Genomic DNA, 22,720 nt, shown 5'->3' with positions numbered 1-22,720 from the left:
CAGTGAAGGCCTCGTCCACGGCGGACGAGGCCCTCATTCGTTCGCTCAGGCGCCGAGTTGGCGTTTGACCTCGGCGGAGACGACGGCGCCGTCGGCCTTGCCCTTGACCTTGGGCTGCAGGGCGCCCATGACCTTGCCGATGCCGCGCGGGCCGAGCTCGGCGGCGCCGGTGGCGGCGATGGTCTCGGTCACCAGGACCTTGATCTCGTCCTCGGTGAGCTGCTCGGGGAGGTAGTCGGCCAGGATGTCCGCCTCGGCCTGTTCCTTCTCGGCGAGCTCGGCACGGCCGGCCTCGCGGTAGGCGACAACGGATTCGCGGCGCTTCTTGGCCTCGGAGCTGAGTACGTCGACGATCTCGGTGTCGGAGAGCTCGCGGGCCTCCTTGCCGGCCACCTCCGCCTTGGTGATCGCGGTGAGCGCCATCCGCAGCGTCGACTTGCGGATCTCGTCGCGCGCCTTGAGGGCGGCGGTCATGTCGTCGTGCAGGCGCTGCTTCATTCCGGAGTTGGACATGACCACGATTGTGGCAGGCTGGTGAAATGAGCATCGTCAGGACCGCCCTGAAGACCACGGCCGTCGTCAGCGCCGTGGGAGCCGCTTGTGTCGCCTATGCGGCCGGTATCGAGGTGCGCTGGTTCACCCTGCGCAGAGTGACGGTCCCGGTGCTGCCGGAGGGGACCGCGCCGCTGAAGGTGCTGCACCTGTCCGACCTGCATCTGATGCCCACGCAGGAGAAGAAGATCCGCTGGGTCAACGACCTGGCTGCGCTCGAGCCCGACCTGATCGTCAACACCGGCGACAACCTCGCGAGCGAGTACTCGGTTCCTCCGCTGCTCCGTGCGTACGGCGATCTGCTCGATCTGCCCGGGGTGTTCGTGTTCGGCTCCAACGACTACTGGAAGCCGCACTTCAAGAACCCGGGCAAGTACCTGCTGCCCGCGCACAAGCAGCGCCACAAGCCGCACGGCCCCGACCTGCCGTACGAGGAGATGCGCCGGGCGTTCAGCGGCGCCGGCTGGACGGACCTGAACAACACCAAGGCCACGCTGAAGGTGAACGGCCTGCGCCTGGACTTCGCGGGCACCGACGACCCGCACATCAAGCGCGACCGGTACGACGAGGTCGCGGGCGAGATCGACCCGACGGCGGACCTGTCGATCGGCGTCACGCACGCGCCGTACCAGCGGGTCCTGAACGGCTTCGTCGGCGACGGCTATCCGCTCGTCCTCGCCGGTCATACGCACGGCGGTCAGTTGGCGGTGCCGTTGTACGGCGCGCTGGTGACCAACTGCGACCTCGACACGTCCCGCGTGAAGGGCCTGTCGACGTGGGGGTACGACGGCCGTCAGGCAGCGCTGCACGTGTCGGCAGGGCTCGGTACGTCGCCGTACGCGCCGGTCCGTTTCGCCTGCCGCCCGGAGGCGACGTTGCTCACCCTCGTCCCCCGCATTAACCCGATTTCGTCCGGACGCTGAGCCCATGTAAGCTACTCGCGACTTCGGGCTGTGGCGCAGCTTGGTAGCGCGCTTCGTTCGGGACGAAGAGGTCGCAGGTTCAAATCCTGTCAGCCCGACCACCATTGAGGGTCAGTCACTGCGGTGACTGACCCTCAATGCGTTCTGTCGTGTCGTGGAGGTGCTGGGGTGAGCGGGGCCGATCACTACGAAGTGCTGAATGTCGAGCGCACGGCCTCCGCCGCCGAGATCAAGACCGCGTACCGGAAGCTGGTCCGCCAGGTCCACCCGGACCAGGGCGGCAACGCGGCACTCTTCCGCCTCGTGCAGGAAGCCTGGAACACCCTCTCGGATCCGGCCAAGCGCGCCGCCTACGACCGCCTTCTCGCCGGCCAGTCGACGACAACCACCCGCGAGCCCCGGCGCGAACCCCGGCCCGAACCGGAGCCGCAGCCCGAACCTGAGCCCACCTGGTCCTGGTCGACCGACCAGCCGTGGTCGAGCGAGCCGTCGTCGAATGAGCGGCCGGCGGAACCCAGGACGACCGGCGAGACCGTCCAGCCGGTCGACGCGGGCCCGATCCACGCCAGCCCGCCCTTCGGCCGCTGGCGAACCCCCGCTCTGATCGCGCTGACCGCCTTCTGCGCTCTGGTCGTCTGGATCCTCGCCACCATCGGCTACCACGGCTTCTGGGATGTTGTCTTCGGCATCGGCACCGCCGCGATGATCGTGGTGGCAATGCCACCGCACTGGAGCAGGCGAGTGCCCCTCGGCGGCCTGTTCAAGGTGCTCGGCGTCCTCACCGCAGCCGTCTTCCTGTTCGCGCTGTTCCTGACGTTCAATCCGTTCGGGCCGAGCGGCGCGTCGACGATCGGCCGGTTTCTGCTCGGCGGGGTGGTCGCGGGTCTGGTGGTCGTCCGGATCCTCACCGGTCGCTGGTCGAAGGCGCACGCGTTGGACTTGGCGATCGACCGGACCGCGGCGTACGAGTTCAACCTGTGGGGCCGTCCCGGCGAGCCGCTCGTCGACGATGCGCTCGCCGCGCCGATCTCGGCGTACGACGTGCTGCTGCAGCGGCGTACGGCCAACATCCTCGACCCTGTGGTCGGCGCGCTGCCCGCGGCGAAGCTGGTGCACGGTGCGCAGCTCGGTGCCGTCGCCGTCGATCACATGCTGCTCAACGGGCACCGCGTCGCTCTGATCGTGTCGCTGGTCGGACCGCCCGGTGCCTACTCCCTCGACGCGTACGGCTCCCTCGTCTTCAACGGCCAGCCGATCGACAGCCCGGTGCCCGCGCTGGAGGCCGCTGTCGCTGCCTGGCGCGGACGGCTCCGGACGGCTGAGGTACGCGGCTTCCTGATCGTGCACCCGGCGGACGGGCAGGGCAGGATCACGACGCAGTTCGGCCCCGATGCCGCCGTCTCGTGTCTGTCGGCACAGTTCGCCGACCGAGACCTCCTCGCCTGGCTGCAGCCCGAGGGCAACGTCCTCGACCGCCGGCTGCTGTACGACGTCCTGCGCCGCGCGCCGTACGGCCTAATCTGAAGGTATGCAGCGGGTTGATCTCGGTGAGGTGGAGTACGACGTCGCCGCGAAGGACATGCGCGGCTGGGTCGAGGAGCGCGTCGAGGGGAAGGCGGAGGACCGCCTGTTCCTGCTGAGTCATCCGCCGGTGATCACCTACGGCCCTCGGACATCACCGGATGATCTGCCCGCGGGTACTCCGACTGTGGCAGTCGATCGGGGTGGGTTTGCGACGTACCACGGCCCGGGCCAGCTGGTCGGGTACCTGGTGATCGACCTGCACCAGCGCGGCCCCGTCGACATCGTGCGCTGGATGGAGAACGGCCTGATCGACGCCCTCGGGTCGCTCGGTTTCCCGCTGGTACGCCGGGACACGCCGAAGGGAGCCAGCAGCCTGGTCGGTGTCTGGACCGAGGACGGCCGGAAGCTGTGCTCGATCGGCATGCGGATCCGGCGCGGGGTGACCAGTCACGGGTTCTCGGTGAACGTGGACCCGGACATGACCGTGTTTCACACGTTCACCAGCTGCGGGCTGCACGACGTCACGATGGTCTCGCTCGCCGAACTGGCCGCGGAGCGGGGCCTCGCCGCGCCCACGGACGCCGACGTGCGCGATGCCATCGCGAACTCCCTAGGAGCCCGATAGCCTGCCGCAATGAGTCAGGAGGACGACGGCGACCGGATGCCGGACGATCTGGAAGCCGTGCTGGAGGCGGCCGACGACGAGGCGGAGGAAGCCCGCCCGGGGCGGTACGACGCGCCGCCGCTGCCGCCGGGGTTGATTCTGGCCGTCGTCGGGCTGCTGTGCGGGTTCGCGACCATCGCGCTGGTGTGGCTGAGTGAGCGCGGCTGCGAGCGGTTCCGGGACACCACGAACTGCGGTGCCCTCGGGCTGCCGCTGCTGATCGCGATCGTGGTCGTCACGATGGTGCTCGGCGGTACGGCGCTCAGCCGGCTGGCGATGCCGCACCCGAAGCTGATCCCGTTCCTCGGCGTCGCCTTCATGGTCGCGCTGGTCGTGGCGTTCCTGACCGGCCACCTGGACTCGCCCTGGATCCTCGCCGTCGTACCGGTGCTGACCGCCGTCACCTTCCTGCTCGCCAACCTTCTCGCCCGACTGCTGGAGCGTGCCGATGCCTGACCTGCCCGTCTACGAGTGCCCGCGGACCGCCGCCACGCCGAACCTCGACGGCACCCTGACCGACCCGGCCTGGGAGACCGCGCCGTGGACGACCGGCTTCGTCCCGATCCACGACGGCCCCACGCCGCGGTTCCTGACCCGGGCGAAGCTGATGTACGACGACCAGTACCTGTACGTCGGCGGCCTGCTCGAGGAGCCGCACGTCTGGTCGACGATGACCGAGCACAACAGCAAGCTGTTCCACGAGAACAACTTCGAGCTGTTCCTCGACCCGGACGGCGACGGGCAGAACTACTACGAGTTCGAGATCAACCCGCTCGGGACGATCTGGGAGCTCACGCTGCCCAAGCCGTACGTCGACGGCGGCGTGCCGATCGACCCGACGAACCTGCCCGGTCTGCGGACCGCGATCCACGTCGACGGCACGCTCAACGACCCGTCCGACACCGACACCGGGTGGTCGGCGGAGATCGCCGTACCGTGGGCTGATCTGGCGCCGTACAACAAGGGTCGGGCGACGCCGCCGAACCCGGGTGACGAGTGGCGGATGAACCTGATGCGCTGTCAGTGGCCGCACGAGGTCGTCGACGGCGCGTACGTGAAGGGCGACGACTGCGAGTTCTGGGTCTGGTCACCACAGGGCATCGCAGACATGCACCGCCCGGCAACCTGGGGAGTGCTCCGTTTCTGACCCCGTGACATGGCGTTAACAGGGGCGAGCGACAATGAAGCACGTGAACTTGGGGGGCTCCGGCGAACCACACAGTCTGGAGGCGGACCAGGTCGTCAGCGCGATCGAGCGCGCGTGTGAGAGCGACCTGCGGACCGCCTTACGGCTCGTTGCGCGCTATTCGGCGTACTGGTGGTCGAACGGGCTCCAGGACGAGGCTGCGGCCGCGGCCGAGCGGGTGCTCAGCATGCTCGGCCGGACCGTCCCGGTCGGGCTGCACGAGGAGTACCTGCTGGCCGTCATCCACGGTGCGGCGTCGGCCGAGCAGGAGCAGGTGGAGCTGGCCCAGCAGGTCGTGCTGACGACAACCGGCCCGTTCCGGTACTCCGTGACGGTGCTGCTGTGGTCGCTCGTGTTCGGGCCGTTCGAACCGGCCGCCGTGGTCGAGGACGTGCTGGAGCGCAACGAGGCCGGTGACGCGTGGACGCGCGCAGCCGTCGAGCTGTGCCGTGGCTACCCCGGTCTGACGACAGCTGCACCGAGTGACGCGGCACAGAGCCTGCGTACGGCGCTGGGCCGCTTCCGGATGCTGGAGGACCGGTGGGGCATGTTCCTGGCCCTCACCGCGCTCCGACAGGTCGTCGACGAGCCGCTGGACGCCACCACAGAGGCGCTGGAGCTCGCTGAGCACCTGTGCCTCGCAGACGAGACCGCACTGCTGCTGTGCGAGCGTGCTGAGCTCTACCGACGGCAGGGGAAGCTGGAAGACGCACACGCGGACTACAGCCGGGCGCTGTCGATCGGCGAGCACGCCGACCAGCCAGAGACCATTGCAGCGGCACGGGTCGGTTTGGCCCGTACGGCGCGCGGCACCGGCAATCTCCCGGCCGCCCGCGCGCACCTGTCCGCCGTACTCGCCATCCCTGAGCTGGACGACGCGCACTACGAGGCGCTGCACGAACTGGCGCTGCTGAACGCGTCCGAGGCATCCGCGTAGCACCTGACCACATAGGCGAGTGGTACCACTCACATCGCGGGACACGGGTCGGCTGGTTAGAGTCGGAGCGAATCGGGCCTCGACACTGCAACGGAGCAGCTGATGGACAAGACGTACGGATCGCCGCAGGAAGCGGTGGCGGACATCGGGGACGGCGCAAGCCTCGCCGTCGGCGGCTTCGGGTTGTGCGGCAACCCGATGCAGCTCATCAGCGCTCTGCACGACAAGGGGGTCTCCGGGCTCAGCGTCGTGTCGAACAATTGCGGCGTCGACGACTGGGGACTCGGCATCCTGCTCGCCGACAAGCGGATCGCCAAGATGACGTCGTCGTACGTCGGGGAGAACAAGGAGTTCGCCCGGCAGTTCCTGTCCGGGGAGCTGGAGGTCGAGCTGACCCCGCAGGGCACGCTGGCCGAGAAGCTCCGGGCCGGCGGCTGCGGGATCGCCGCGTTCTTCACGCTGGCCGGTGTCGGGACCCAGGTCGCCGACGGCGGGCTGCCGCAGAAGTACAACCCGGACGGTTCGGTCGCGAAGGCGTCGGAGCCCAAGGAGACGCGGGAGATCAACGGTACGACGTACGTGCTGGAGGACTCGATCACCACCGACTTCGGGCTGGTGCACGCGCTCAAGGGCGACACCCACGGGAACCTGGTCTTCGACCGCAGCGCGCGGAACTTCAACCCGCTGGCCGCGATGGCCGGCCGGGTCACGATCGCGCAGGTCGAGGAGCTGGTCCAGCCTGGTGAGCTGGACCCGGACTCGATCCACCTGCCCGGCGTGTACGTGCAGCGTGTCGTTGCTGTTGGCAAGGACATCGAGAAGCGGATCGAGAAGCTCACCGTTCAGAAGGGGGCCTGACCATGCCACTCACCCGTGAGCAGATGGCGGCGCGGGCGGCCGCGGAGCTGGACGACGGCTCGTACGTGAACCTCGGCATCGGCCTGCCGACCCTGGTCCCGAACTACATCCCGGACGGCGTCACCGTCGTACTGCAGTCCGAGAACGGCATCCTCGGCGTCGGGCCGTACCCGGTCGCGGGCGAGGAGGACCCGGACCTGATCAACGCCGGCAAGGAGACCGTCACGACGCTCCCCGGCGCCTCGTTCTTCGACTCGTCGCTGTCGTTCGGGATGATCCGCGGCGGCGCGATCGACGCGGCCATCCTGGGCGCCATGCAGGTCTCGGCCACCGGCGACCTGTCGAACTGGATGATCCCCGGCAAGATGGTCAAGGGGATGGGCGGCGCGATGGACCTGGTGCACGGCGCGAAGAAGGTGATCGTGCTGATGGAGCACGTCGCCAAGGACGGCTCGCACAAGATCCTCGCCGAGTGCGACCTGCCGTACACCGGTCGCGGCGTGGTCAACCGGATCATCACCGACCTCGCCGTACTGGACGTCACCGACGACGGCCTGCAGCTGGTCGAGCTCGCCGAGGGCGTCACGTTCGACGAGCTCCAGGAGAAGACCGGAGCCCCGATCAAGCAGTAGCACTCTCCTTGCACCCCCAAATCGTTTATCGTGCGAAGGCGATCCGGTTCTCCACGCTGACCGCGATCTGCGATGCGCTCGGATGCCAGCCGGGAGACCTTCTCGAAGTCACGCAATGAACTTCGTCTCCGGCAGCGCGTGGGTCCAGTCGTGCGGGCGGTGCCGGAGATGCTGGTCGAAGAACGCTGGGATGTAGGTGCGCATGACGTGCAGTACCTGGTCCGCGTTCGCCGTACCGATGGTGTTCGCGATCAGCTCCGGCGGGACGGTGAAGAAGCGCTGGAACCACGGGATCAGCGCTTGGTAGTCGACGAAGCTGTAGTGGCGGCCGTTCGGGAGGTTCAGGTCGCGCTTCCAGCCGGTCGAGTGGTCCCAGAACAGTCCCCAGGACGGGTCCGTGCGGTGGTCGTGCGGGCCTGGGCCGATCGCACCGGATCCCATCAGGAGGAAGGGGCGGTTCGTGCCCTTCGCGACGGTCGGTGCGTCGGCGGGGTCGTCGTACCCGTAGCCGAGCTCGCCGTCGAGGTCGATCGCGGCGTGGATCCGCGGGTCGGCGACCAGGAGGTCGATCGAGCTGAGGCCGCCGGCCGAGTGGCCGTAGGACCCGATCCGGTCGAGGTCGAGGATGGCGCCGAGGCCGTTGGGCAGGCGGCGGTGCTCCGCGTCCGGGTTCTCGCCGCGGGCGAGCCGGGTGAGGCTGTCCAGGGCGAAGCGCAGGTCGGCGAACCGGGTCGTGCGGGCGAGCATCGCGTACGGCGCGGGCGGCAGGGTCTGTACTTCGATTCGGTTCCCGGGGAACTCGACGCCGGAGACCTCGTACGTGTGGTCGACGGTCACCACGACGTACCCGCGACTGGCGAGCTCGGCGACGCTGATCGACGCGAGTCCCCGCGGGACGCCGAACCCCGGCGAGAACAGGACGACCGGCCGCTTGCCCGGGAGAACCGGCGCAAGCAGCCCACCGTGACTCTTGGCCCCAGCCCAGTCGATCATCCCGACCGGCTGCTCGAGCGCCTCCGCAGCCCCCGCCCCGAACACCTCTGCCGTCAACGGCGGCAGATACGCCGCAGGCGCCGTCGCCCGACGCGCCGGATACCAGATGCTGATCATGAGCTCGCGTGGGCGACCGGGAACAAACGGGTCGTCACGACCGGCATCAACCAGGTGCAGCTCGGTCGTCCCAACCGGGAACGGACCAGTCGGCCGCGGAAGCCGAATCGCAACGGGAACCGCTACTCCGGTGCTTGCTCCTGCTGTTCGCAGGGCGGTGAGACCGGCGAGTGGGGCGAGGGCGGCGGAGGTGAGGAGAATTCGTCGATTCAGCATGGACCGACTGTGCCTGGAGACCAACTATCCGTTCAGCTTGCGAAAGACACCTGTGATCCCTGGCGAAAGTCGGGTATTACGGGACGGGTGGAGTTGGATGTGCTGGTGATCGGCGGAGTAGGCATCGACACGATCGTGCGGGTGCCGAGCCTGCCGTTGGCGGATGTGGACACGGTTCCGGTCGAACCGATCGAGTCGTACCTGGCGCACACCGGGCACGGTGTCGCGCTCGGCTGCCACCTGCTCGGGCTGAACGCCGGGCTGGTGGACGTGATCGGCGACGATCCCGAGGGCGCGCGGATCCGCCGTACGTACGACGAACTCGGCATCCCGCTGCGCGTCGTCCTGCATCCGAGCGGCACCCGCCGATCGGTCAACCTGGTCGCCCCGGACGGCCGCCGGCTCTCGATGTACGACGGCCGCCACCCGCGCGGTCTCCGCGTCGACCCGAACCTCTGGCGCCCGGTGATCCGGCACGCGCAGCACGTCCACGTCTCGATCATGGACTTCGCCCGCGACGCCCTCGGGGACGCGATCGCCGCCGACCGCTCGATCTCCACCGACCTGCACGACTGGGATGGCCGCAACGACCACCACAAGGACTTCGCCACCGCGTCCGACATCGTCTTCGTCTCCGCCGCAGCCCTCCCACCCGACGGCGTCGACTGGATCCTCGCCAACGGCCGCGCCGACGTCGTAGTCGCGATGGCCGGCGCCGACGGCAGCTATCTCCACGTCCGCGGCGAACCGCCCCGCCATTTCCCCGCGATCACCTTCCCCGACCGCCCGGTCGTCGACACCAACGGCGCCGGCGACGCCTACGTAGCCGCCTTCCTGGCCCGCTACCTGGACGGAGCCCCCTGGCCCGACGCCGCCACCGCCGGCACGGTAGCCGCCGGCTGGGCCTGCACCTCCCCCGGCACCCACACCAACCTAATAACCGCCGAAGACCTCGCCCTCCGCAGCCGTCAGCTCTAGTCAGCCGCGGGTCATTGGGGGGTGGAGGGTTGTGGCTGTGCCGCGGTGGAATAGTTGGGCGGGGCGGCCGCCGTCTCGGGTTGTGGTGGTGCCTGCGGGGGCTACGAAGTTGGGGGTTTTGGTGACTTTGCGGTGGAAGTTTCGGGGGTCCAGGGGGAGGCCCCAGACTGCTTCGTAGACGCCGCGGAGTTCGGAGATGGTGAACTCCGGTGGGCAGAACGCGGTGGCCAGGGGCGAGTACTCGAGTTTGGCGCGGGCGCGTTCGACGCCGTCGGCGAGGATCCGGTGGTGGTCGAACGCCAGCCGGCCGGAGTCGTCCAGTACGTCGGTGGCGTCGACCCAGCTCGCCGACGCGGCGTCGGAGCCCGCGACGGGAGCGGGCAGGTCCGGTACCAGGGCCAGGTACGCCACGCTGACCACCCGGCCGCGCGGGTCGCGGTCGGGAGCGCCGTACGTCGCGACCTGTTCGAGGTGGATGCGCTCGGCGGACAGCCCGGTCTCCTCCGCCAGTTCGCGGCGCGCGGTCGTCTCCAGGTCCTCGCCCGGCCGCACGAACCCGCCGGGCAGCGCCCAGCGGCCCCGGTACGGCGGGATGCCGCGGCGGATCAGCAACACCTGGAGGCGGCCGTCGCGGACGGTCAGGATGACCAGATCGGTGGCCAGGCCGAGCGGCTCGAAGTCCATGACCCCACTCTAATCGTCACCTTGACGAGAAGTCACTTGACCCCTTATCGTCATAGTGACGACAAGGAGAACGAAGAGATGGCAGACATCACCCGGTTCCGTTTCATCAGCCACCTGCGGGCCAACCCGACCACCCACGTGCGGCACCTGCGCAACGGCAAGGTCGCGCACGACGGCGCCGGCCAGGCGTTCTGGTTCCGGGCGCTGAACTCGTCGCTGAGCGAGATCCCGGTCGACGACCGCGAGCAGCCGTTGCTGTTCCACGGCCGCACGCAGGACTTCCAGGACGTCGTCGTGCAGGCGACCGTCACGTACCGGGTGACCGACCCAGCGCTGGCCTCGGCCCGGCTGGACTTCGGCATCGACCCGGACACCGGGCTCTGGCGGTCGACGCCGCTCGAGCAGCTCGGCGGTCTGTTGACCGAGCTGGCGCAACAGACCGCACTCGACCTGCTGGCCCGGATGACGCTCACCGAGGCGCTGTCCGAGGGCATGACCGCGCTTCGCCAGGCGGTCGGCACCGGCCTGCGGGAGGACCAGCGGCTGACCGGGCTCGGCATCGGCGTCGAGGACGTGCGTGTGGTCGCCGTACGCGCGGAGCGGGACGTGGAGAAGGCGCTGCAGACGCCGACGCGCGAGATGGTGCAGCAGGCCGCGGACAAAGCGACGTACGAACGCCGTGCGATGGCCGTCGAGCGGGAGCGGTCGATCGCGGAGAACGAGTTGCAGAACCAGATCGAGCTCGCCCGGCGCGAGGAGCAGCTGGTCAACCAGCGCGGTCAGAACGAGCGCATGCGTGCGACCGAGGCCGCGGCCGCCGGTCAGATCGAGACGCAGGCCGCGGCCGGTCGACAACGCGCACTGGCCGAGGCGGAGGCCGACGCCAAGCGGGTGATCGGCGCGGCGGAGGCTGCTGCCGAGAAGGCCTTGCTGGAGGCGTACGCCGAACTCGACCAGGCGACCATCCTCGCGCTCGCGATCAAGCAGGGCGCCCTACCGGAGATCGGCACGCTCAACGTGACGCCGGACCTGATCACGCCGCTCCTCACGAGGCTGGCCGAGCAGCGATGACGCTTCCCCCGAGGGCGGTGGTTGTTCATCGGGAGACGGAGCTCACCGAGTTGATCGCTCGGCATGGGACGCGGCAGCAGGCTGGGTTCTTCCTGGCCGGCCGCGGGCGGGATCTGGCCGAGCTGGACGCGCGGCACCAGGCCCAGCAGGACGCGCTCGCCACGGTCTCCGCGGCGATCCCGTTGGACTGGCGCCGTGCCGTTGCCGAGCGCAACGACCTGGACCGATTCGGGTTCGGACCGGAGGATGTGGTGATCGCGGTCGGCCAGGACGGGCTGGTCGCGAACGTGGCGAAGTACCTGGACGGTCAGCCGGTGATCGGGATCAACCCCGAGCCGTCCCGCAACCCCGGCGTACTCGTGCCGCACGAACCCGCCGCGATCGCCGGCCTGCTGGCCGAACGTCAGGTCGCCGAGCGGACGATGGTTGCCGCAAGCACCGACGACGGGCAGCAACTGGTCGCATTGAACGAGGTGTACGTCGGTCACCGGACGCACCAGTCCGCGCGCTACCGGCTGAGCTCTCCCGATGGATTGCCGGAGCGGCAGTCGTCGTCCGGGATCCTCGTCGGGACCGGGACCGGGTCGACCGGCTGGTGCCGATCGGCCTGGCAGGAACGGCGTAGTCCGTTGGCGCTGCCAACGCCGATCGATCCAGTGCTGTGCTGGTTCGTGCGCGAGGCCTGGCCGTCGCCGGCGACCGGTACCGACAACACCGAAGGGTTGCTGAAGGCACCGGATTCGCTGACGATCACGGCCGAGTCGGATCTGGTCGTGTTCGGCGACGGGATGGAGTCCGACACCTTGAGCATCGGCTGGGGTCAGCGGATCGAGATCGGCGTCGCCCCGGTCACGTTGCACCTGGTGGTCTGAATGGTGGCGTGCCACGCGGAGTACAGCCGCCGCGCCGACCCGCCGATCGGACCCACCGCGTTGAACACCGCGCCACGGCTGGCCGGCTTGGCGTTCTCGATCGCGTCGACGGCCTGCTCGGGCGCGTCGATCGTCGACGAGCACACGTCCAGGATGTAGTTCGGCACCTGCAGCTTCGGGTCGACGCAGCCGACCAGCGGTACGCCGACAGCCGCGACGATCGGGAACACGGTGCCGGGGATGCCCACCGCGCATTCCGCAGTCGCCGACTCCGGCACCGAACCCAGCACGCTGATCTCGTACTGGTCCCAGAGCGTCCGGTCCTCGCGCGGATGCAGGCCGACCACGATGTGCTTGCCCGCGGCCTCCAGCTTCGCGGCCGCGTCGAGCAGCAACTGCGTGCCAGGCGCCGCGTCGCCGGTCTGGTCCGGGTGCGTAACGCTGGTCAGCACCAGCACCCGGTCCTTCTGCGGCGCGTACGTCGGGAGGTTGTCGGTCTGTGCTGACCCCACCATCCGTACGCGACGCCTCCAGCCGAGGTACGCCGCGAACACATCCGACTCGGCCGGCGACGCGGCCGTCACGAGCTCCAACCGCGATCGGAACTCCTGGGCCCGCGGCGCTTCCACCGGCTTGAGATACGCCAGCGAACTCGCTGCCATCGGCAACCGCTTCAACACCGCCGCCACATCGGCCGGCCAGTCCGAAGCGCCGTTCACCACTAGCAGATCAGCCTGCGGTACGTCGTGCAGCGTCGCGACCGGCACCGGGTCACCCGGCTTGATCTGCGTCAGATCCGGAACGACCTGCACCAACTCCCACCCACGCCGCACGGCCTCAGCCAGCAACGGCTGCGCGTGGTACGTCCCCCACGGCTCGTTAGTTGCCAACAGCACCCTCGTGCGCCGAGGCCGAGCAGCCACCGACAACCCCGGCGTCGCAGCCAGCCCGATCCCCAGAGCCCCGGCCTTCAACAACGTACGTCGAGTCGCAATCATGCCCGCGACCCTACGAAGCCGGTGTGAACAACCGCTAGAACAGAGAAAAGACAGAAGATGGATTGGGAGTTGGGTGCCCGGCCGGCAGCCGGACACGAGGGCATTACAGTTGCCCCCGGAGGGGATCGAAACATGGTGATGGGGAATCAGGACATCGGTGCCTGGGACGCGGAGTTGCACCGTTCCGGCCGAGTGATCTTCGCGGTCCGGCGCGCGCTGGCCTTCGGCGGCCTGGTCGTCGTGCTGACGCTGGCCGGCATCCCGATCGTCTCGGTCGTCCGGGATCTCGACACCCGCGGCACTTGGTTCACCGTCCGGGTGGGGCTCCTTGCCGTACTCCTCGCCGCCTGTATCGCGCTCGCCGTCTTGTTCCTCCTCGGTCACCCGCGGGTGACCGTCAACGCCACTGGCATTCGCTTCGCTTGGTGGCGGCAGATTCCGTGGTCCGAGTTCGAAGGCACCACCGTCGTCACACCCACCAGCAGCCTCGCCGCCCCCTACCTGACCATCGCCTCCACCCGCGGCACCAAACTCCACATCCCCCAAACGAACGTCGAAGACCTGCGCGCCTTCGCAGCCTGGCTCACCAAACTGCACACCCAACACCACCTGAAGACCAACAGCTAAGCGCACCGACCTGTCCCGCGTGCTAGATCTCCTTTGACGGTTGGATGATTAGGTGCGGGAGGTTCACGTCTCTTGGGCGGCTGATGACGTATGCGATCAGGGCGAGTTCGGTGCGGAGTGCCCGGGTCAGGTAGCTGACGCCCGCCTTCGAGGCGCCGTACGTCGCCATGCCGGGAAGGAACCGCTGCGCGGCCGGTGCGTCCCCGAACGGGGTCACCTGCATCAGCCCGGCGTTGTTCACCAGCAGATCGAGGTCACCCAGGCGGCTCTGCACCAGGTCGGCGGCCTCGGCCACGGACTGCTCCGAGGTGACATCGGCCGGGACGACGAGCTGCTCGAAGATCTGCCAGCTCGACGTCCGCACCGGAGTGATGATCGGCTTCAGCGGGACGCTGGTCGGGATCTTGACGGTGTACAGACCGCCCGCGCGGTTGTTCGCCAGGAACATGTCATACGTCGGCGTGGTGGCGATCAGTGCGAACGACTTCATCGTGCTCATCCCGGTCACGAACCCGGTGTTGCGGAGGCCCTTGCCGACGTCGGTCCAGCGCCCGAACTTGCCGTACATGTCCTGCGAGTACAGCATCGTCCGCGTCGGCTTGCCGGCCGCTGACGCCTTGTACTGCGACTGGATCAGGAACCGCCCGCCCCATCCGTTCCCGATCCGCTTGAACACCGGCGTACCGACGATCTTGCCGTCGCTGCCGATCGTGTACGTGCTCTCCATGAGATACCCGGAGCCGCGGCAGCGCCGGCGAGCCCGAAGGCCTTACGGAACATCAAGTTGTCCTTTCGGAGGAATCAGTCGCCGTTCGCGATGTCGAACTCGGGGATCGGCGCCCAGCGGAAATACACCGGGTCGTCGAAGCTGCCGGGGACCTTGCCCAGGGACTGGATCGGCGTCGACGAGCCGTTCGCGTGCCCGACGGCGTACAGATAGGCGGTCTTGGTGTCCTTGTCGATGCCGAGCAGCAGCGTGCTGTTCCGGCCGCAGGCCATCGCCGACAGCGTCTCGAACCCCTGCCAGGTGCGGGTCCGGACCGGCGTCACGATCGGTTTGGCCGAGCCGGCCGGGATCCGGATCGTGTACAGCGCGCCGCCGCGGGTATTCGCGAGGAACGTGTCGTACGTCGGTGTCTTGGCGATCAGCGCCATCGACTTGACCGCGGCGAACCCGGCGTACGAACCGGCCGCACGCCACGTCCCGTTGTCGATCCGCCAGCGGAACAGCACGCCGTCGTTCCGGAGTGCGTACGCCGCCTCGCGGTGGACCTTGCCCGGGTACGGCGCCTGGTACTGCGAGACCTCCAGCAACCCGAAGCTGCTCCAGCCACCGCCGATCCTCCGGAGCACCGGCTGATCGATGACGGATCCGTTCGTGTCGGTCAGGTAGACGCTCCAGTAGAGCGCGTCGCCGATCACGACGTACCCGCCGCGTTGCGCACCCTGCGGAGCCGGCTCGTCGATCTGGCGGGCACTGAGACGGACCTGTCCGGGTTTGTAGACCCCGGTGACCAGTCGATTCACGGTCGTCGGCGGCGTCGTCGCCCGGACGTCGATCCGGCGGTGGCCCCCGTCCGCGGTCACCGAGCCCTGCCAGACCTTGCAGGCCTCCGCCGTCGCTGTCCCGGTCGCCTGCGCAGCTGCGGGGGTGAGCGCCAACAGCACCGCGCTCCCCGCCAAAGCGGTCATCAGTCGGTTCATGTCGCCCCCCTCTCACTTCGTTAGATACGACGTGGACACCGAAAGTTGCGGGCGAAGTATTACCCCTGCTGTGCACGAAAAGTGAGCGAGCAGGTGAGTTCTGTGCACAGAATAGGTCTTCACCTACCGCCCATAGGGGGAGATCCACGCATGCGCAGAACTCGGTTACGCACCGGGCTGGCCCTGGTGCTCGCGGCGGTGGTGGCCCCGGCCGCCTCGCTCACCGCGGTCGCCGGGCCCACCGCCGTACCGTCCAAACCCTTCGTCCAGGGCACCGCGACCGTGCCCGCCTACGACTACGACAACGCGATCCACGAGAAGGTGCAGGTCGACGTACCCCGGCTCGACGGGGACGCGAACGGGATCACCGACCAGATCACGGTCGACATCATCCGGCCGGGCGAGGCGGCCCAGGCCGCCATCGACGTACCGGTGATCATCCAGGCCTCGCCGTACTACGCGGGCGACCCGACGACCTACTTCGACGCGACCGGCACCCGCCAGGTATTCGGGAGCTGGCTGGACAACTACTTCGTGCCCCGTGGGTACGCCGTCGCGTTCGTCGACATGCCCGGGACGTTCCGGTCGACCGGCTGCAGCGACGTCGGCGCGGACCTCGAGGTGCTCGGCACCAAGGCCGTCATCGACTGGCTGAACAACCGGACCACCGGGCACAAGCCGGACGGCAGCGCCGCGAAGGCCGACTGGTCGACCGGCAAGGCCGGCATGATCGGCGTGTCCTGGAACGGGACGATCGCGAACTCGGTCGCGAGCACCGGCGTCCGCGGGCTGGAGACGATCGTGCCGATCGCGGCGATCTCCAGCTGGTACGACTACACCCGCGGCTTCGGGGTGCCGTTCTACGACGAGTACATGGGCTTCCTGCACGACTACGTCAGCAACGACGCCTCGCCGCGCTGCGAGCAGCTGACGAACGAGATCGAGCAGGACTCCGACACCCGCACCGGCTCGTACAGCAAGTGGTGGGACCCGCGGAACTACCGGCTCGACGCCTCCAAGGTCCGGTCCAGTGTGTACGTCGTGCACGGGCTCGGCGACGAGAACGTGAAGACCCGCCAGTTCGGCGAATGGTGGGACGAACTCGCGAAGCGGAACGTGCCGCGGAAGATCTTCCTGCACCAAGGCGTGCACCTGGACGGGTTCAGCTTCCGCGACGAGTGGGTGGACAAGCTGCACCCGTGGTTCGACTACTGGCTGCAGGGCCTCAAGAACGGCGTGATGGACACACCGCAGGCGACGGTCCAGCGCGAGGACGGCTCGTTCGTCGACGAGGCGAAATGGCCGGCGGCCGGAGCGAAGCAGACCACGCTGAAGCTCAGCAACCTGACTGGTACGAGCAATCCGGTGAGCTTTACCGGGACGGACAAGGAGTCGGCGGACACCGTCGTACTCGATCCGACTGCTGCGCGGACCGATCGGGCGGTGTTCCTCAGCGACGAGCTGGAGAAGGCGGTTCGGGTCAGCGGCACCGGGAAGGTGTCGGTCCGGGTCAAGGTCAACAAGGTTGCCTCAGGCATCAAGGCACGGTTGGTCGACTACGGTACGGCGAACCGGTACGTGAACGTCACGAACGTGCCCGACACACGCGTCTGCTGGGGTGACGGCAACGCGCTCGACACCGGTTGCTACGCGAAGACGCAGGTCAACACGGCGGTCTCCGACACGTCCGTCGTGGTGCGAACGCTGGCCGACGTGGGGCATTACAAATCCATGTATGCCAAGGAATCACTGCGTTCGGATCGTTGGTACGACCTGTCATTCGAACTGAACGCCGACGATGTGGTCTTCGCGGCCGGCCACCGCCTGGGCCTGGTCCTCACGGTCGAACCAGACAACCCGTCGATCCCGTTCACCGGCGCGACTATCACCCTCGACCCGACGCGCTCGTCCCTCACCCTCCCACTAACGGGCTACACCACAGCCCTTCAAACAGCCGAGATCCCGCAGGCCCGAGTCCCCTCCACCCGGTTGGCCCAACCGGAACCGGAGAAGGACCCGGTCAAGCTGATGGAACAGATGGTCGAAGCTTCTAGGTAGAACTGAGGCGGGGTCCTGGTGAAGGCCGGGGCCCCGTTCTCACAACTCCGAATACGCAGTTACCAGGGTGGCTGCGTCGTGTTCCCAGTTGAGTTCGGCGGCGGCGGAGCGGACTCCGTCGGTGTAGGTCGTGTAGTTGTCGATTACTGTGCGGACCGCCAAAGCCAACGAGTGCGCGTTTCCGGGCTCGTAGAGGCCGCCGAGTTTGTACTGGGTGACGACTGCTCGTAGTTCGGGGAGGTCGGCGGCGACTACGGGAACGCCGGCCCGGACCGCGTGAAAGAGTTTGTTGGGTAGTGCGAGGCGGTGATTCTCGCAGGTGTTGGTGAGGGTGACCAAGGAGATTCCGTACGAGCGGAGTGTGTCGTCGACCTCGTCGATGGACCGCTCTGCGACGGTCTCCACCGGTCCCAGGTCCAAGCGATAGTTGGGATCCACCGACCCCATCAGCACCGTCCGGAACGGCGCCAACTCACGAGCCGCCGCCACCACAGTCGGCAGATCACGCCCAGCCCCGACACGTCCGGCGTACAGCAAGCCCTCGGGCTGCGAAGGTGCCGGCGGTACGTCGTCCGCCCGCGGGAACGTGTTCCGTACGACGCGCACATCGGACAAACCCCGCGACCGCAGCCGCGCCGCGATCCCGTCCGACACGGTGAACACGACCCGCGCGCGAGACGCCAGCGCGACCTCGTACCGCCGCCCACGCGCCCGCCACAACGGCGTCGGCCGCCCCGGCAGCGCCCGGTCGAACCACAGCTCGTGGCTGTCATACACAAGCGAGGCAGACCATAATGCGGCGTACTCCGCAGCCAACTCCAACGTATTGAAGTCGTGTGCATGCACCACGTCGACCGGACCGGCCGCGGCCACCTGAGACGCCGCAGCAAGACGCCACTGCTTCTCGGTGCGGTTCCGGTGCTCGGGCAGCAACAACCAGCGCCCGAACCGCTTGGCCAGCACCTTGGGCCCGGAATGCCCGTGCCCGACCGTCAGCCCGCCGTTCCCGGTCCGCAGACCGGAAGAGCGGGAGACCGACTCCACCGTGATCCCAGGCCCCACTTCGAAGCCTTCAGGGACGTCCCGGCCGATCACATGCAGCGTGTGACCGGCCGCGGCGAGCGCCGTCGCCTCCCGCAGGATCCGCGAGTCCCCGGCGATCGGGGACTGCGCGATCATCAGAATCCGCACTTACTCGCTCTCGTCCTCGTACACCAGTTCGTTGTTGAGGAACGGCAGCAATTCCGCGACCGACTTCCGCCCGTCGTGCAGGTCATGCACGAACGACGGTCCCGCGTCGGCGATCTTGCGGGCGGTGTCGCGCTCGGCGACCAGCCGCTCGATCACCTCCGACAGGTCGTCCGGGTTCGCCTCGGCGATCGGCAGGTCGGTCGGCAGCAGGTCCCGGACCGGGTCCGCGATGTGCCCAACGGTGACCCGGCCGGCCGCCATCGCCTCGCAGGCGAAGACGCCGTACGAACCGAGCAGCAGCTGGTCGACCACGATGTCGGCGCTCTTCACCATCTCGGCGAGCTCCGCGTGCGGCACGCCCTGGACCCGGTTGTACTTGATCAGGCCTCGTGCATCCAGGTCCGTCAGTACCGGGTCGACGTACGCCGAACCCTTCAAAGCGGAAGCCGACGGCGCGTGCAGCACCACCGGGACCTCGCGCTCGAGCACCGGCTGCGTCGACACGAACCCTTCGACGTCGACGGCGAGCGGCAACCAGATGCCGTTCTCGACGAACTCCAGCAGGTCCGGCGTCGTCACGAAGACCGGTCCCTTGTAGCCCTCGAGGTGGTGGCGCATCAGGTTGTTCGCGGCCTGCAGGCGCACCGTCAGCTCGTCGTCCGGGTTGCGGAACGGCGAGTACCGGTACTGCTCGCGGTGCTGCGCGGGATCGCGGATCTCCGACCCGTGGAACACCAGACCGTGCTTGATCCCGGCCTGGTCCAGCATCGGTACGTCGGTCGTCCACATCTGCCCGCGCTGCTGACCGAACATCGGCCGGCCCGCCTCGAACAGCACGTGGGTGACCTCACGCAACGCGTACGCCGTCAGCTCCAGCTGCCAGCGCAGATCGGACCGGTACTGGCGATACGTACCCGTGCGGTGCACGCGGAAGTCGAACGCGCCACTGCCCGTAGTGAGCGACTCCGCCTTGACGTCCGGCACCTCGCGCTCGAGCGCGGTCGCCCACAACCACGCCTGACCGGCACTGTTGACCGGCCCGAGCAGCAGGTGCCGCCCGGTCTTGCGCGCCTTGCCGCCCGGCCGCGTGATGTCGAGCTGCTGCCCAGTCAGCTCGCTGTACAGCTCGCGGAGCTTGGCCGCCTGCCCGGCCCACGACACCTCTTGCTGGTACGCCGGGTCCGCAACCCGCTCGCGGTAGCTGTCCAGGTCACCGAGCACCGTGCGGACCTTCGACGCCAGGTCGTGCGCGTCGGCCGCGGTGAAGACCTCGCCGATCTTGGTGCGGTCGACGAACTGCTTCATGCTCGGCATGTCGCTGACCACCACCGGCAGCCCCGCGAAGGCGTACTCGAACAGCTTGTTCGGCAACGCCATCTCGTGGCTCGGGTAGCGCAGGATCGGGATCAGCCCGACGTCGGCGGTCCGCAGGAACGCGACCACCTCGTCCGGCTTCACCGGGTCCAGGCAGTGCAGGCGGTCCTGCACCTCCAGCTGCACGGCCTGCGCCTGCAGCTCGCGGACCGCGTCCGTCGCCACACCAGGCACACACACGACGGCCAGGTGCGCGTCCGGCAGATCCACCAGCGCCTGTACGGCGGTGTGGATGCCACGCGCCCGCGTCACACCACCGCTGTACACCAGCAGCGGTACGTCGGATGCCAGGCCGATCTGGCTGCGAATGTCGGACACCTCGACCGACACGTCAGCGGGGTTCGGCGTGTTCATCACCACGGTCGGCTCTTGCCGCAGGTTGTGCTCGCGCTGCAACCGCGTCGCGATGGCCGGGCTGACGGTGATCACCCGGTCCGCGTTGCCGATGTACTCGCGCTCGTGGTTGGCCCAGGCCGCGATCGAACGCCGGGTCCGGGCGCCGTACTGCGAGAGTCCGGCGACGTACTCGTGCGCGTCGTACACGACCTTCAGCTTGCGGCCGCGCAGCTTCGCGCGGCCGGCGGCGCGGGTCGCGACCCCGATCACGTGCATGTCGTGGGCGTGCACCACGTCCGGCTCAAGGCGGTCGATCAGGTCGCCGAACGCGATCTCCAGGTCGAGCGCCTCCGGGTGCAGCTTGCGCCACGGCGCCGGCCAGGGCAGCCGGTGCAGCACCCCGTCGTACGCCCGCCAGCTGAACTTGAAGGGCCCGTCCGCCTTGTTGCCCACGCCCTTGCGGACCCAAGCGGCGCGCTCGGCGGCCTGCCAGCGCGCACGGCGGAGCAATCGGGTGGCGACGCCGGCCTTGAACTTGACCGGATTGCCCTGGCCCGCCTTGGCGCGCGCGATCGCGTGCCCGGAGTCCGCCTTGAGCTCCTTGAGCTCGGCCGCGATCCGCTGGCTGCGCGCCACATAGGTTGCTCGGTACCGGTAGCCCACCAACGGCGGCCGCCAGTTACGGCGGGCCGTGCGGCTTCGTTTCCGTTCCTCACGCAGCGTGAAAGGCACCGCTACCCGGACGATCAGCGCTCCGTCGAGCATCTCCCTCGACGGCAGACCGCTGGCCGAGACCCCGAGCACAGTCACCTCTGCTCCGGTCTCGGCCAGTGCTGCGGCCTCCTTGCGGACCCGGCTGTCGTTGGTGACGTCGTTGGCGACCATCATCACGACCCGCAGGTCGGCATGTGTCACTGGCTGACCGACCTTCCGATCACAATCCGACGCACGCCCGCCCACTTGGCCGGGTCGGTGCGGTCGCGACCGTCGACGAGTACCTTCACACCCGGCAGGTCGGCCGGGCTCAGCTGCGCGTACTCCGCGTGGTCCGCCTGCAGCACCGCCGCGTCGACCGGAGTACCCAGCGTGTACGGCGTGAAGCCGAGACCCTGGAGCTCCTCGTCGGTGTACAGCGGGTCGTGCACGGACACCTCGGCACCGCGCGCCTTCAGCGCCTCCACGGCCGGGAACACCCCGGAGAACGCGGTCTCCTTGACGCCACCGCGGTACGACGCGCCAAGCACGACGACCTTGGCGCCCTTGAGGTCACCGAAGGCGCCCTCGAGCAGACCGATCGTGTAGTCGGGCATGCCGGCGTTCGCCTCGCGGGCGGCCCGTACGACGGTGGCGTCCGGGTCGGTGTACAGGTACAGCCGCGGGTAGACCGGGATGCAGTGGCCGCCGACCGCGATACCCGGCCGGTGGATGTGGCTGTACGGCTGCGAGTTCGACGCCTCGATGACGGCGTGCACGTCGATGCCGTTCTGGCCGGCGAACCGGGCGAACTGGTTCGCCAGGCCGATGTTCACGTCGCGGTAGGTGGTCTCGGCCAGCTTCGCCAGCTCGGCCGCCTCCGCGGAGCCCAGGTCCCAGACGCCGTTCGCACGGTCCAGGTCCGGGCGCTCGTCGAAGTCCAGCACGGCCTCGTAGAACGCGGTGGCGCGCTTCGCGCCCTCCTCCGACAGGCCGCCGACCAGCTTCGGGTACTTGCGCAGGTCCGCGAAGACGCGGCCGGTGAGCACCCGCTCCGGCGAGAACACCAGGTGGAAGTCGGTGCCCTCGGTCAGGCCGGAGATCTCCTCGAGCATCGGCTTCCACCGGTTCCGGGTGGTGCCGACCGGGAGCGTGGTCTCGTAGCTGACCAGCGTGCCGGGCGTCAGGTGCTCGGCCAGCGAACGGGTCGCGTTCTCCATCCAGCCGAACTCGGGCTGACCGGTCTGCTCGTCCACGAACAGCGGCACGACCACGACGACCGCGTCGCTGTTCGGGATCGCGTCCGCGTAGTCCGTGGTCGCCCGCAGGCGGCCGTCGGCCACGGTCTCGGCGAGCAGCTCCTGCAGGTGGGCCTCACCCGGGAACGGCTCCTGGCCGGCGTTCACCAGCTCGACGAACTTCTCGTTGATGTCGACGCCGACGACCTGATGGCCCTTGGCCGCGAACTGGACCGCCAACGGCAGTCCGATCTTGCCTAAGGCAACAACACTGACACGCACAGCAACTCCACT

The 22,720-nt window shown here is 68.6% G+C and carries 23 protein-coding genes and 1 tRNA gene; 15 read left to right on the top strand and 9 right to left on the bottom strand.

What is annotated here, in order from left to right:
- Window positions 1-45: 45 nt before the first annotated feature.
- Window positions 46-513, bottom strand: coding sequence for a GatB/YqeY domain-containing protein (locus tag ACLJOO_RS20940; RefSeq protein WP_410788896.1), 468 nt, complete (start codon window positions 511-513; stop codon window positions 46-48).
- A 26-nt stretch (window positions 514-539) separates the two neighbouring features.
- Between ACLJOO_RS20940 and ACLJOO_RS20935 the strand changes: the two genes are divergently transcribed.
- From ACLJOO_RS20935 to ACLJOO_RS20890, 10 genes are all read left to right on the top strand, one after another.
- Window positions 540-1,475 carry a metallophosphoesterase gene (locus ACLJOO_RS20935; RefSeq protein WP_410788895.1) on the top strand — a complete coding sequence of 312 codons (936 nt, stop codon included), beginning with the start codon at window positions 540-542 and terminating at the stop codon, window positions 1,473-1,475.
- Window positions 1,476-1,499: 24 nt separating this feature from the next.
- Window positions 1,500-1,576 (top strand) — tRNA-Pro (locus tag ACLJOO_RS20930).
- Between the two features lie 67 nt (window positions 1,577-1,643).
- A complete protein-coding gene (locus ACLJOO_RS20925) occupies window positions 1,644-2,999 on the top strand; it encodes a J domain-containing protein (RefSeq protein WP_410788894.1) in 1,356 nt (451 codons plus the stop codon).
- A 4-nt stretch (window positions 3,000-3,003) separates the two neighbouring features.
- Window positions 3,004-3,624, top strand: coding sequence for a lipoyl(octanoyl) transferase LipB (gene lipB, locus ACLJOO_RS20920; protein ID WP_410788893.1), 621 nt, complete (start codon window positions 3,004-3,006; stop codon window positions 3,622-3,624).
- A 9-nt stretch (window positions 3,625-3,633) separates the two neighbouring features.
- Complete coding sequence (locus ACLJOO_RS20915) at window positions 3,634-4,119, top strand: hypothetical protein (RefSeq protein WP_410788892.1); 486 nt, start codon at window positions 3,634-3,636, stop codon at window positions 4,117-4,119.
- The gene (locus ACLJOO_RS20910) at window positions 4,112-4,810 is read left to right on the top strand and encodes a carbohydrate-binding family 9-like protein (protein WP_410788891.1); all 699 of its coding nucleotides are present in this window, start codon (window positions 4,112-4,114) and stop codon (window positions 4,808-4,810) included. The genes ACLJOO_RS20915 and ACLJOO_RS20910 overlap by 8 nt, the downstream gene beginning before the upstream one ends.
- 43 nt (window positions 4,811-4,853) lie before the next feature.
- Window positions 4,854-5,786: a tetratricopeptide repeat protein gene (locus tag ACLJOO_RS20905; protein ID WP_410788890.1), complete on the top strand. Its 933-nt coding sequence runs from the start codon at window positions 4,854-4,856 to the stop codon at window positions 5,784-5,786.
- 102 nt (window positions 5,787-5,888) lie between these two features.
- Window positions 5,889-6,644, top strand: coding sequence for a CoA transferase subunit A (locus ACLJOO_RS20900; protein WP_410788889.1), 756 nt, complete (start codon window positions 5,889-5,891; stop codon window positions 6,642-6,644).
- Window positions 6,645-6,646: 2 nt separating this feature from the next.
- Entirely contained in the window at window positions 6,647-7,276 is a 630-nt protein-coding gene (locus ACLJOO_RS20895; RefSeq protein WP_410788888.1) for a CoA transferase subunit B, read from the top strand.
- Between the two features lie 8 nt (window positions 7,277-7,284).
- A complete protein-coding gene (locus ACLJOO_RS20890; protein ID WP_410788887.1) occupies window positions 7,285-7,395 on the top strand; it encodes a helix-turn-helix domain-containing protein in 111 nt (36 codons plus the stop codon).
- On the opposite strand, the gene ACLJOO_RS20885 is transcribed toward ACLJOO_RS20890, so the two are convergent.
- Complete coding sequence (locus ACLJOO_RS20885) at window positions 7,385-8,602, bottom strand: alpha/beta hydrolase family protein (RefSeq protein ID WP_410788886.1); 1,218 nt, start codon at window positions 8,600-8,602, stop codon at window positions 7,385-7,387. The genes ACLJOO_RS20890 and ACLJOO_RS20885 overlap by 11 nt on opposite strands.
- A gap of 87 nt (window positions 8,603-8,689) precedes the next feature.
- Between ACLJOO_RS20885 and ACLJOO_RS20880 the strand changes: the two genes are divergently transcribed.
- Window positions 8,690-9,580 (top strand): carbohydrate kinase family protein, encoded by an 891-nt coding sequence (locus ACLJOO_RS20880; protein WP_410788885.1) that lies wholly within the window; start codon window positions 8,690-8,692, stop codon window positions 9,578-9,580.
- Here the strand turns inward: ACLJOO_RS20880 and ACLJOO_RS20875 are convergent, their stop codons facing one another.
- The gene (locus ACLJOO_RS20875) at window positions 9,581-10,264 is read right to left on the bottom strand and encodes an NUDIX hydrolase (protein WP_410788884.1); all 684 of its coding nucleotides are present in this window, start codon (window positions 10,262-10,264) and stop codon (window positions 9,581-9,583) included.
- A 78-nt stretch (window positions 10,265-10,342) separates the two neighbouring features.
- On the opposite strand from ACLJOO_RS20875, the gene ACLJOO_RS20870 reads away from it, so the two are divergent.
- Window positions 10,343-11,335 (top strand): SPFH domain-containing protein, encoded by a 993-nt coding sequence (locus tag ACLJOO_RS20870; protein WP_410788883.1) that lies wholly within the window; start codon window positions 10,343-10,345, stop codon window positions 11,333-11,335.
- Window positions 11,332-12,207: a hypothetical protein gene (locus ACLJOO_RS20865; protein ID WP_410788882.1), complete on the top strand. Its 876-nt coding sequence runs from the start codon at window positions 11,332-11,334 to the stop codon at window positions 12,205-12,207. The genes ACLJOO_RS20870 and ACLJOO_RS20865 overlap by 4 nt, the downstream gene beginning before the upstream one ends.
- On the opposite strand, the gene ACLJOO_RS20860 is transcribed toward ACLJOO_RS20865, so the two are convergent.
- A complete protein-coding gene (locus ACLJOO_RS20860) occupies window positions 12,156-13,205 on the bottom strand; it encodes a hypothetical protein (RefSeq protein WP_410788881.1) in 1,050 nt (349 codons plus the stop codon). The two genes, ACLJOO_RS20865 and ACLJOO_RS20860, sit on opposite strands and share 52 nt — an antisense overlap.
- 132 nt (window positions 13,206-13,337) lie before the next feature.
- On the opposite strand from ACLJOO_RS20860, the gene ACLJOO_RS20855 reads away from it, so the two are divergent.
- Window positions 13,338-13,832: a hypothetical protein gene (locus tag ACLJOO_RS20855; protein ID WP_410788880.1), complete on the top strand. Its 495-nt coding sequence runs from the start codon at window positions 13,338-13,340 to the stop codon at window positions 13,830-13,832.
- Window positions 13,833-13,854: 22 nt separating this feature from the next.
- On the opposite strand, the gene ACLJOO_RS20850 is transcribed toward ACLJOO_RS20855, so the two are convergent.
- Together ACLJOO_RS20850 and ACLJOO_RS20845 are read right to left on the bottom strand one after the other, a co-directional pair.
- A complete protein-coding gene (locus tag ACLJOO_RS20850) occupies window positions 13,855-14,559 on the bottom strand; it encodes an SDR family NAD(P)-dependent oxidoreductase (RefSeq protein WP_410788879.1) in 705 nt (234 codons plus the stop codon).
- A 74-nt stretch (window positions 14,560-14,633) separates the two neighbouring features.
- Complete coding sequence (locus ACLJOO_RS20845; RefSeq protein WP_410788878.1) at window positions 14,634-15,536, bottom strand: hypothetical protein; 903 nt, start codon at window positions 15,534-15,536, stop codon at window positions 14,634-14,636.
- A gap of 150 nt (window positions 15,537-15,686) precedes the next feature.
- Here ACLJOO_RS20845 and ACLJOO_RS20840 point away from each other — a divergent pair, with 150 nt between their 5' ends.
- Window positions 15,687-17,594: a CocE/NonD family hydrolase gene (locus tag ACLJOO_RS20840; RefSeq protein WP_410788877.1), complete on the top strand. Its 1,908-nt coding sequence runs from the start codon at window positions 15,687-15,689 to the stop codon at window positions 17,592-17,594.
- A 39-nt stretch (window positions 17,595-17,633) separates the two neighbouring features.
- Here the strand turns inward: ACLJOO_RS20840 and ACLJOO_RS20835 are convergent, their stop codons facing one another.
- The 3 genes from ACLJOO_RS20835 to ACLJOO_RS20825 are packed head-to-tail and all read right to left on the bottom strand — an operon-like array spanning window position 17,634 to window position 22,708.
- The gene (locus tag ACLJOO_RS20835) at window positions 17,634-18,785 is read right to left on the bottom strand and encodes a glycosyltransferase (RefSeq protein ID WP_410788875.1); all 1,152 of its coding nucleotides are present in this window, start codon (window positions 18,783-18,785) and stop codon (window positions 17,634-17,636) included.
- The gene (locus ACLJOO_RS20830) at window positions 18,786-21,410 is read right to left on the bottom strand and encodes a glycosyltransferase family 4 protein (protein WP_410788874.1); all 2,625 of its coding nucleotides are present in this window, start codon (window positions 21,408-21,410) and stop codon (window positions 18,786-18,788) included. It abuts the gene before it with no gap.
- Window positions 21,407-22,708, bottom strand: coding sequence for a nucleotide sugar dehydrogenase (locus ACLJOO_RS20825; RefSeq protein WP_410788872.1), 1,302 nt, complete (start codon window positions 22,706-22,708; stop codon window positions 21,407-21,409). Before ACLJOO_RS20825 ends, ACLJOO_RS20830 begins: the two co-directional genes overlap by 4 nt.
- Window positions 22,709-22,720 lie beyond the last annotated feature (12 nt).

Origin of the sequence: Kribbella sp. C-35 (assembly GCF_046549195.1) — a bacterium.
In the GTDB taxonomy this organism is placed as follows: Bacteria; Actinomycetota; Actinomycetes; order Propionibacteriales; family Kribbellaceae; genus Kribbella.
The sequence above is the reverse complement of the archived record's forward strand: the minus strand, read 5'-3'. Positions and strand labels throughout refer to the sequence as shown.